This is a genomic window from Streptomyces exfoliatus (assembly GCF_000725545.1).
GTDB classification, from domain to species: domain Bacteria; phylum Actinomycetota; class Actinomycetes; order Streptomycetales; family Streptomycetaceae; genus Streptomyces; species Streptomyces exfoliatus.
The window spans coordinates 19,281-29,154 of the sequence record NZ_JNZP01000015.1 but is presented as its reverse complement, the minus strand read 5'-3'; the positions used below and the strand labels follow the sequence as shown (position 1 = coordinate 29,154).

Genomic DNA, 9,874 nt, shown 5'->3' with positions numbered 1-9,874 from the left:
CGGCGTTCACGCGAAGGCCTCCACCTTCACCCCGGAGGCCTCGAGGCGCTCCCTGACCCGCCGGGCGAGGTCCACCGCGCCCGGTGTGTCGCCGTGCAGGCACAGCGACCGGGGCCGCACCGCCACGGAACTCCCGCAGTGCGCCGTGACCACACCGAACCGGGCCATGGCCAACGAACGCTCCACCACCGCCGCAGGGTCGCTGACGACGGCCCCCGCCTGCCCGCGCGGCAGCAGGGAGCCGTCCGCCCGGTAGGCCCGGTCGCCGAAGGCCTCCGGCACCGCCGGCAGCCCCGCCTTCGTCGCCGCCTCGTGCAGTCGCGAACCGGGCAGGCCGAGGACCGGCAGCGTGCGGTCCGCGAGCAGCACGCCCTCGACCACCGCCGCCGCCTGCTCCTCGTCCCGGACCACCCGGTTGTAGAGCGCCCCGTGCGGCTTCACGTAGGCCACGCGCGCGCCCGCCGCGCGTGCGAAGACCTCGAGGGCACCGATCTGGTACGCCACCTCCGCGGCCAGCTCCGCCGCGGGGACGTCCATGGAGCGCCTCCCGAACCCCGCCAGGTCGCGGTACGAGACCTGGGCGCCGATCCGTACCCCGCGCTCGGCGGCGAGCTCGCACACCCGCCGCATGGTGGCCGCGTCCCCCGCGTGGAAGCCGCAGGCGACGTTGGCGCTGGTCACGACGGACAGGAGCTGCTCGTCGTCGGTGAGCGTCCAGCGGCCGAAGCCCTCGCCGAGATCGGCGTTGAGGTCGATGGGGACCTGGTCGGGGGACGTGCGCATCTGCACCTCGCAGGCAGGAGGGAGGGGTACCGTACGGTGCCGTCAAGGTAGAGGATCGTTGAACAATCCGACAAGATGACCGTGAGTCGACAGGGGCAGCGAACGGGAGAGGAAGCGGCGTGGCAGCGAGCGAAGAAGGGGACCTGAGCGCCGACCGGATGCTCCTCGGCCGCACCAGCACGGCGGAACGAGTCGCCGACATCCTGCGCGACCGGATCGCGGAGGGCTATTTCCCGCCCGGCACCCGGCTCTCGGAGGAAGCCATCGGCGGCGCGCTCGGTGTGTCCCGCAACACACTGCGCGAGGCCTTCCGGCTCCTCACCCACGAGCGGCTCCTGGTTCACGAACTCAACCGCGGGGTCTTCGTCCGCGTGCTCGACGCCGAGGACGTGGCCGACATCCACCGCACCCGGCGCCTCGTCGAGTGCGCCGTCGTGCGCGGCCTCGGACAGCCCCCGTACGCCCTCGACGCGCTCGCCGCCGCCGTGGCGGAGGGCGACACCGCGGCCCGCGCGGAGGACTGGAAGGGCGTCTCCACGGCCAACATCCACTTCCACCGGGAGCTCGTCGCCCTCGCGGGCAGCGCCCGCACCGACGAACTGATGCGGGGCGTCCTCGCCGAACTCCGCCTCGCGTTCCACGTCGTCGACGACCCCCGCACCCTGCACGAGCCGTACCTGGCCCGGAACCGGGAGATCCTCGACGCCCTGCGGGCCGGCGAGCGGACGGCGGCCGAACGGCTCCTCGCCCGCTACCTCGACGACTCCCTCACCCGGCTCTCCGTCGCCTACGCCCGGGCCGTCGACACCCCGCGGGACCCTTCGGACTGACCTCCGCGAGCCCGGTCGCATCTGCGCCGTTTCGACCGTTGTCAGTTCGAGGACCTAATCTGTGCACCGTGACTTCGCCTGCCTCGACGGACCTCGCTCCGCCCCAGCTCAGCGCGGGGCCGCGGCCCGCGCAGGGTCCGGCCGCCGACGAAGGGCTCGCGCGGCGCCTCCGCGCGCTCGCGTGCACCGCCCCGCTGCACGACCTCGACGCGCGCAAGGCGAACCTGGCCGGCGAGTACACGGTCTACGCGATGGCCGAGGTCGCCCTCGCCGCGATCGACCTCATCACGCTGAACATGGACTTCGACACCGGCGCCGACCACGAGCAGATCGTCGCCCGCCTGCTGCCCCGCGTCGCCGCCCAGGCACCCACCCGCCCCGCCGCCGAACACGAGCGCGTGGCCCGCTGGGTCCTGGAGAACCTGATCAACGTCGGCAGCGTCGACCGCGGCTTCCGCGCCGTCTACGGCACCTTCGGATCCGACGGCGTCTACGTCCGCAGGGACTACGACTTCAAGCTCATCGAAGAGGTCCCGGGATACGGCGGCGGCGTCTACCTCCGCACCACCGACGAAGCGGTCAACGTCCTCGTCGGAGCCCTCGACACCGACGTCACCAGCGCCCAGATCGCCGCCGAGGTGAAGCTGGAGGTCCTCATCAACCGGGGCCGCCTCGCCGACGCCCAGCTCGCCGCCGAGCAGGCGCGCTACCGGACCGTGCAGTACGCCGAGAGCCTCCGCAGGACCCTGGAGGCCACCCGGCGCAACGTACGCGCGGTGGACTGGCTCAACGCGGTGCCGGACATGATCGCCGAGGCCCTCGACCACGTCGCCGACCGCTACCGCCACGAGAACGCGATCCTCACCAACATCCGCAAGGCCCGTGACGAGGCCGAGGCCGCGTCCGACGCCAAGACGGCCGAGCACAAGCGGCGCGCCGCCGAGCTCGTCGACATAGTGAAGGACTGCATCCGGCGTCACACCCAGCTCCAGTCCCGCCTGCTCGACGCCGGCCCCCTCTTCCGCGCCGAGCAGGACCGGCAGGCCTTCGCAGCCCCCACCGCGTACACCGGGCTCGACCTGTACGGACAGCTCGTCGCCCCCACCCTGCCGCTCCCCGTCGAACACGCCGCCAGGGTCACCGACGCCTTCTTCGCCCGCGGCACCGGGCTGCGCACCCCCGCCTCCGTGCGCCTCGGCGACCTCGTCGACCTGCTGCTCACCCCGCCCGTCGAGCGCGAGCACCTCGGCGCCGAGATGCCCGAGCCCGACCTCATCGCCACCCCCGACGACTCCCGCTTCAGCGAGGAGCAGCTCGCGAGCGCCCTGCGCCTGCTCGACCTGGAGCACGACGCCCCGCGCCGCCTCTCCGGTCTGCTCGCCGACGCCCGCCGGCTCGACGCCGACCTGCCGTACCTCGTCGCCCTCCTCGCCGTCCACGCGGCGAGCCCCCCGGTCGGCACGGCCTACCGGCAGGGCGAGGAGCGACTCCTCTTCGCCGTCGACGACGGCACCCCGCTGGACGACCCCGAGTTCGGGGGCGCCGACCTCATCGTCGGTACGGCCCTGCTCGACGCGGCGGGCATGGCCGCGGACCGGTCGGAGGCCTCGTGACCCTCGTCCCGCCCGCTCCGGTCCCCCACCCCCTCACCGACCCCACCGACGAGACCACCGACGTCACCCCCGTGCCCGATCTCATCGCCAACCTGGACCCCGGCCCGGAACCGGAACCGGCCCAGGAACCTGCACAGGAACAGGAACCGACCCAGGAACCGGACCAAGCTCCTGAACCGCAGAGCGGCCCGCGCGTCCGGCCCGTTCCCCTCACCCCGCCCGCCGGTTCCCGCGGCGACGCGGAGGACCGGCCCCCGCGGCCGTCCGGCATCCCGCCCCGCGTCGGGACCGTGACGGTGCCTGAGCCGTCCCGTGCCGCGCAGGCCCGGCGGCGCGGAGTCCCGTCCGTGCGCGCCGTGCGGCTCACCGACGAACCCCCCGTCCTCCCGGACCGCCCGGCGACCGCCCCCGCGGCCGTCACGCCGGTCCCGCTGCCCCTTCCCCGCACCGTCACCCCCGCCGAACAGACACCGACCGAGAGCCGCACCGAGGAGCCCCAGCCGTGAGCGAAACCCACGCCGAGTACGCCGACGCGTGGGGCGAGCAGGAGCCCCCGCAGCCCTCGGCCGCCTCCACGACCGGCGCCTCCACGACCGGCGCCGCGTCGGCCGTCACCCCGGCCGACGCCTCCGACGCGGCCCGCCTCGTCTCCTTCGGCCTCCAGCCCAAGCTGCTCCCCGCCCGCGACGCCGAGTACGGGGAACTCCTCCGGCGCTACCGGGAGGACCCGGCCTTCGCGCGCCTCGCCGACGCCGTGGCCACCGGACTCGGCCTCATCGTCCTGGAGGTCTCCCCGCGCGCCGGCATGGCCGTCACCGCCGGTGAGGACTCGGTCTTCGCCGTCCGCATGGGCGACTACGCGCGCCGCGCCTCCACGGACTCCGCCGACCGGTTCCTGCACGGCCTGGCCCATCTCGCGGTCGCCGCCATGGCCTTCCCCCGGCCCGAGGACCTCGCGGACGACGCGTACATCGGGCGTCTCACCGTCAACGGCGTCGACGCGTTCGTACGCCAGGCGTGTCTGCGGCTCGAACAGCGGGCGGAGGAGCAGGGCGAGAACACCGATCCGGCGTCGGACGCCCCCGGCCTGGAGGCCGCCTGGCGGATCTACGCCCGCCGCAGCGCCACCGGCGCCACCAAGGACGCCCGCCGGCTCGCCGGATCCACCACCGGCATCGTCGGCAAGGCGGCCGCCTTCCTCACCGAGTCCGGCTTCCTCCAGCGCACCGGCGACGAGGGCGGCGGCTCCTACCGCACCACGGCCCGCTACCAGCTCCAGGTCCGCGACATGGCCGGCTCGGCCGCCATGGCCGAACTCCTGGAACTCGGCGTCGTCCCCGTCAGCGACGGCTCCGCGACCCTCCTTCCGCCGCCCGAGGGGGACGACCTGGAGCTCGCGGCCGACGCGGGCCTGCCCTTCCACGCGTAACCGGGCCCGCGCAGCCAACCCGTACGACCATCCGCGCCACCGACCTTCCAGAGCACGAGAGCACGAGAGTCCCTCGCCATGTACGAGCTGTCCCGGGTCCGCCTGTACTCCATCGGTCCCGCCGGTGCGCGCTACGCCGACACCGTCCTGGACCTGCGGGGGGTCGGCGCGCCCGTGCCCCACCCCGCCCCCACGCAGGCGGAGTTCTTCGAGGAGGAACCGGTCGGACCGCCGCGCCGCCCCGCCCCCGCGGGCGTGCTCTTCCTGGAGAACGGCGGCGGCAAGTCCGTCCTCCTCAAGCTGATCTTCTCGGTCATGCTCCCCGGTCACCGCAACACCCTGGGCGGCGCCAGCTCCGGCGTCCTGCGCAAGTTCCTCCTCGCCGACGACTGCGGGCACGTCGCCCTGGAGTGGCAGCACACCCTCACCGGCGAACTGGTCGTGGTCGGCAAGGCCAGCGAGTGGCGGGGCCGTCAGGTCTCCCACGACCCGCGGAAGTTCGCCGAGGCCTGGTACTCCTTCCGTCCCGGCCCGGGACTCAGCCTGGACAACCTCCCCGTCGCCGAGGCCACCTCCGTCCGGCCGCCCGTCGAGGGCGCCTCGGGAGCGACCGGCCGCCGCCGCACCATGAAGGGCTTCCGGGACGCCATCACGGAGGCCGGCAAGGCGTACCCGCACCTGGAGGTCTACTGGGAGGAGATCCACGACCGCTGGAACGAGCACCTCGGCGAGCTCGGCCTCGATCCCGAACTCTTCCGCTACCAGCGCGAGATGAACGCCGACGAGGGCGAGGCCGCCGGCCTCTTCGCGGTCAAGAAGGACTCCGACTTCACCGACCTGCTGCTGCGCGCCGTCACCGACACCCGGGACACCGACGGCCTCGCCGACCTCGTCGGCGGCTTCGGCAACAAGCTCGGACGCCGCGCCGAACTGACCGCCGAGCGCGAGTTCACGGCCGGTTCCGTGGACCTCCTCGGCAGGATCGTCGAGGCCGCCGGCACCCGGTCACGCACGCGCGAGATCCACACGGCGGCGGAGCGCCGCACCCGCACCCTGGCCCGCCGGCTCTCCGCCCGCGCCGCCGAGGAGCGCGGCCGCGGTGCCGAACTCGCCCAGCAGGTCACTTCCGCCGCCCACGCCGTCGCCGAGGCCGAGACCGCACGCGGGCGCAGCTCCCTCATCGCCGCCGAGCTGGCCTACCGCCACGCCTCCCTGGCCCTGACCGCCGCCGAGAAGGGCGCGGCCGCCCAGCGCCGCGAACTCACCGACGCCCGCACCATGCACTCCGCCTGGCAGGCGGCCGAGGTCGTGCTCCGCCACCGCGCCGCGAGCGACCGCTCCGCGCGCGTGGCCGCCGCCATCCGCGAGGCCGAGCGGGACGCCGCCCCGGCCCTCGCGGCCCGTGCCGAGGCGGCCGCCGACCTCGTACGCGCCCTGGCCGCCGCGGCCGAGGAGGGCGAGCGCCACGCCGCGGAGGAGGAGGAACGCTCCACCGCCCTCCAGGAGGCCGGCGAGACCGCCCACCGCGACGCCACGTCCGCCGCGACCGAGGCCCAGCGCGCCCGCAGCGAGGCGGGCCACCTGCGCCAGCGGCTCGCCGAGGTCGAGCAGGAGACCGCGGAGGCGGTACGGGCGGGCTGGCTCGACGACTCGGCGCCCGACGCCGACCCCGCCCGCGCCGCCCTGGCCGCCAGCGACGCCGAGAAGACGACGGTCGCCGCCTGGGACACGGCCCGCGAGGCCGCCCGCGCCGCCGCGGACCGCGCGCGTGAGGCCGCGGGGGCCGAGTCCCGCGCCGAACTCGCCGCCGCCCGCGCCGCGGACGCCGCCGAGGCCGCCGGGAACGCCTACGACGCGGAGCGCCGCGCCGCCGAGTTCCTCGCCGGCGAGGAACGCCTCGCCGAACTCCTCAGCCTGCCGACCGCCGGCTCCCCCCTCCCGGGGCAGCGGGCCGCCACCGGGGCCGCCGGCGCCGACACCGAGGGGACGCCCGGGGCGGACAGCGGCACCGCGCCCCAAGGGCCGCTCACCGTCACGGAGTTCGACCGGTACGCCGACGAACTGCGCGGCATGCTCGACCAGGCCGTCACCTCCGCCGAGCGCCAGCTCTTCGAACTGCGCACCGCCGCCGCCGACGACTCCCGCATCCTCGGAGCCCTCGGCGACGGCGGCCTGCTTCCGCCGGGTCCCGACGTCCTCGCCACCGTCGAGTACCTCGGCGAGCACGGCATCCCCGCCCTCCCCGGCTGGCGCTACCTCGCCCAGTCCGTGGACCCCGCCGACCACGCCCGCGTCCTCGCCGCGCGCCCCGAGCTCGTCGACGGTGTCGTGATCACCGACCCCGTCTCGTACGGACGCGCCCGCGAGGTCCTCGGCACCGCCGCCCTGCTGCCGCGTTCCGCCGTGGCCGTCGGCACCGCCGCCGCCCTGCTCGCCCCCGTACCGGCACAGGACCCGACGGACGACAGCGGTGTGTTCCTGGTCCCGCCGAACCCGGCCATGCACGACGAGCACGCGGCCGACGAGGAGCGCCACGCCCTGCGCGCCCGCGCGACCGCCCGCGACGAGGAGATCCGTTCCCTCGCGGCCCGCCTCGCCGGGGACCGCTCCCTCGCCTCCCGCATCGGCGCCTGGCGCGCCGACTGCCCGCCCGGGATGCTCGCCGAGCTCGCGTCCGTCGCCACGACCGCCCGTGAGACTGCGGAGGCCGCCGCCGCGGCCCTCGACGAGGCCCGCACCGCCCGCGCGGAGGCCGACGAGACCGCCGCCGAGGCGGCCGCGGTCAGGGACGAGCGCCAGGAGGCCGCGCAGCGGGCCCGCCGGGTCGCAGACGCCCTCGCGGGCCTGGCGTTCCGGCTGCGCGAGCGGTCGGCGTGGCAGGCCAAGCTCCGTGAGCTCGCCGACGACGCCGCGGAGGCCGAGGCCCGCGCCCAGACCTGTCTGGAACGCGCCCGTGCCGCCGACGAGGACCGCCGCGCGACCCAGCGCTCCGCCGACGACGCCCACCGCACCGCCCGCGCCCTGCGGGCCGAGCGCGCCGAGATCGCCGGGGCCCCCGACACCCTCCCCGAAGGGGGCGCGCCCGCCTCCCGCGCCGCGCTCCCCACCCTCCGCGAGGCCTACCGGGCCGCTTCGCAGCTGTACGAGAAGGTCGGCGTCGGCGCCGACCTGCGCGCCGAGCAGGCCCGCGCCGAGAGCGACGAGTCCGCCGCCCTGGCCGAGCTCGACCGTCTCACCAACAAGGTCCGCACCCGCGCCGAACAGCTCCTGGAGTCCACCGACGGCGCCGACGGCCCGTCCCGACAGGCGGCCGCGGCCCGCGCCGAAGCCCTCGTGCAGATGCTGGAGACCCGCGCCTCGGAGGCGAGCGAGAAGCTCGGCCGGCTCCGCGGCGAGGCCGAGAGGCTCGCCCCCGAGGACGGCGAGGCGCACACCGAGCTGCCCGAGGAACTCGTCCCCGCCGACGCGGAGCGGGCCCAGGCCCTGCTCCGTACCGCCACCACCGAACTCGCCGCCCGCACCGACGCCCTCGACGCGGCCCGCGCCGCCCACGCCGGCCTGCTCCGCGACCACCGGTCCGCCGAGGACGCGGCGGGCGGCTTCGAGGAGACCGCGGCCCTGCTGCGGGATCTCCTCCGCGACCACACGGACGCGGAGGAGGACGAGGCCGAGGCGTACCCGGGCAGCCTGGAGGAGGCCCGTACGACGGCCGCCGAGACGCGCCGCTCGCTGCGCGGCTGCACCGCCGAGCTGTCCGCCGCGGACGCCGCCGTCCGCGAGGCGAGCGACATCCTGGTACGGCACGCCAACTCCACCCGCTACGAGCAGGTCCGCACCCCGGCCCGCCAGCAGATCCGCGAACTTCCGGCGTCCGCGCTGCCCGAGCACGCCGCCAAGTGGGCCGAGGCCTTCGCCCCCCGACTGCGGGTCCTCACCGACGAACTGGAACAGCTGGAGCGCAACCGCGACTCGATCGTGGACCGGCTGCGCGGCCTCGTGGAGTCCTCGCTCGCGACGCTGCGCTCCGCCCAGCGCCTCTCCCGGCTCCCCGAGGGCCTCGGGGAGTGGTCGGGACAGGAGTTCCTGCGGATCCGCTTCGAGGAGCCCGACCAGGCCACTCTCGCGGAGCGGCTCGGCGAGGTCGTCGACGAGGCCACCCGCGCCGCCGTCAAGAAGAACTCCGACATCCGCCGCGACGGCATGTCCCTGCTGCTGCGCGGCGTGCAGGCGGCCCTCGAACCGAAGGGCGTCTCCGTCGAGATCCTCAAGCCGGACGCGGTGCTGCGCGCCGAGCGGGTCCCCGTCGGGCAGATGGGCGACGTCTTCTCCGGCGGTCAGCTGCTCACCGCGGCCATCGCCCTGTACTGCACGATGGCGGCGCTCCGCTCCAACGACCGGGGCCGTGACAAGCACCGGCACGCGGGCACGCTGTTCCTGGACAACCCCATCGGCCGCGCCAACGCCACGTACCTCCTGGAGCTCCAGCGGGCCGTGTCGGACGCGCTGGGCGTCCAGCTGCTGTACACGACGGGCCTGTTCGACACGACCGCCCTGGCCGAGTTCCCGCTGGTGATCCGGCTGCGCAACGACGCCGACCTGCGGGCCGGGCTGAAGTACATCAGCGTGGAGGAGCACCTGCGTCCGGGGCTGCCGCAGGCAGCGACCGCCGGTGAGGGCGAGACGATCCACGGCGAGATCACGGCGACCCGGATGTTCCGCCGCCACGTGAGCGACGACCCGACGCCGTAACGCTCGCCGACGCCCTGACGCCCCCCGGGGCGGGGGCGAGCGGCCCGGCGCGTACGACAAGTGAGCGGCCCGGCCCCCCGTCGACGGGGTCGGGCCGCTCACTTTCTCGTGACGTCCTCTGCTCAGGCGGCCTCGGACAGCGACGCCGTCGCTTCCGGCCGGCTCTTCCCGTGCTTGTCACGCAGCGGCCGGCGGGCCGTACTGCTCGGCTCCGACACCACGCCGTTGCGCTGGCGCCAGACCTGACGGGTGACCCAGACGTCGAGGACGCTCCAGGTGGCCACGACGGTGAAGACCACCGTGCTGATGGTCATCGGGAACGCCAGCCAGGAGCCCGCCAGTGAACAGAAGAAGGCGACCACTCCCTGGATGAGGGTCACCGATGTGATCATCACGGCTCTTACCGCGGCGTTACGCACCGGATCGGGCATCCGGCTCCGTCCCCGCTCGTCCTCCACCCACAACTGCCG

At 75.3% G+C, this 9,874-nt stretch carries 7 protein-coding genes; 5 read left to right on the top strand and 2 right to left on the bottom strand.

Translation table 11 applies throughout. From position 1 onward, the window contains the following. Window positions 1-6: 6 nt before the first annotated feature. Complete coding sequence (locus IO20_RS0117865; protein WP_030552012.1) at window positions 7-783, bottom strand: LamB/YcsF family protein; 777 nt, start codon at window positions 781-783, stop codon at window positions 7-9. Window positions 784-941: 158 nt separating this feature from the next. Between IO20_RS0117865 and IO20_RS0117860 the strand changes: the two genes are divergently transcribed. The 5 genes from IO20_RS0117860 (at window position 942) to IO20_RS0117840 (ending at window position 9,404) form a co-directional block, all read left to right on the top strand. Then, window positions 942-1,613: a GntR family transcriptional regulator gene (locus IO20_RS0117860; RefSeq protein WP_051874555.1), complete on the top strand. Its 672-nt coding sequence runs from the start codon at window positions 942-944 to the stop codon at window positions 1,611-1,613. A gap of 68 nt (window positions 1,614-1,681) precedes the next feature. Beyond that, window positions 1,682-3,226, top strand: coding sequence for a hypothetical protein (locus tag IO20_RS0117855; protein ID WP_030552016.1), 1,545 nt, complete (start codon window positions 1,682-1,684; stop codon window positions 3,224-3,226). Beyond that, window positions 3,223-3,732, top strand: a complete 510-nt coding sequence (locus tag IO20_RS0117850) for a hypothetical protein (protein ID WP_030552018.1) — start codon at window positions 3,223-3,225, stop codon at window positions 3,730-3,732. Before IO20_RS0117855 ends, IO20_RS0117850 begins: the two co-directional genes overlap by 4 nt. Beyond that, window positions 3,729-4,655: a hypothetical protein gene (locus IO20_RS0117845; RefSeq protein ID WP_030552020.1), complete on the top strand. Its 927-nt coding sequence runs from the start codon at window positions 3,729-3,731 to the stop codon at window positions 4,653-4,655. Before IO20_RS0117850 ends, IO20_RS0117845 begins: the two co-directional genes overlap by 4 nt. Before the next feature lie 78 nt (window positions 4,656-4,733). After that, window positions 4,734-9,404 carry a hypothetical protein gene (locus IO20_RS0117840; RefSeq protein WP_030552021.1) on the top strand — a complete coding sequence of 1,557 codons (4,671 nt, stop codon included), beginning with the start codon at window positions 4,734-4,736 and terminating at the stop codon, window positions 9,402-9,404. 122 nt (window positions 9,405-9,526) lie between these two features. Here IO20_RS0117840 and IO20_RS36680 read toward each other — a convergent pair whose 3' ends face one another. Further along, a complete protein-coding gene (locus IO20_RS36680) occupies window positions 9,527-9,784 on the bottom strand; it encodes a hypothetical protein (protein ID WP_342668770.1) in 258 nt (85 codons plus the stop codon). Window positions 9,785-9,874: the final 90 nt, after the last annotated feature.

Coding starts and splice junctions, on each gene's coding strand:
- IO20_RS0117865 (WP_030552012.1), bottom strand. CDS start 783: ATGCGCACGTCCCCCGACCAGGTCCCCATCGACCTCAACGCCGATCTC.
- IO20_RS0117860 (WP_051874555.1), top strand. CDS start 942: ATGCTCCTCGGCCGCACCAGCACGGCGGAACGAGTCGCCGACATCCTG.
- IO20_RS0117840 (WP_030552021.1), top strand. CDS start 4,734: ATGTACGAGCTGTCCCGGGTCCGCCTGTACTCCATCGGTCCCGCCGGT.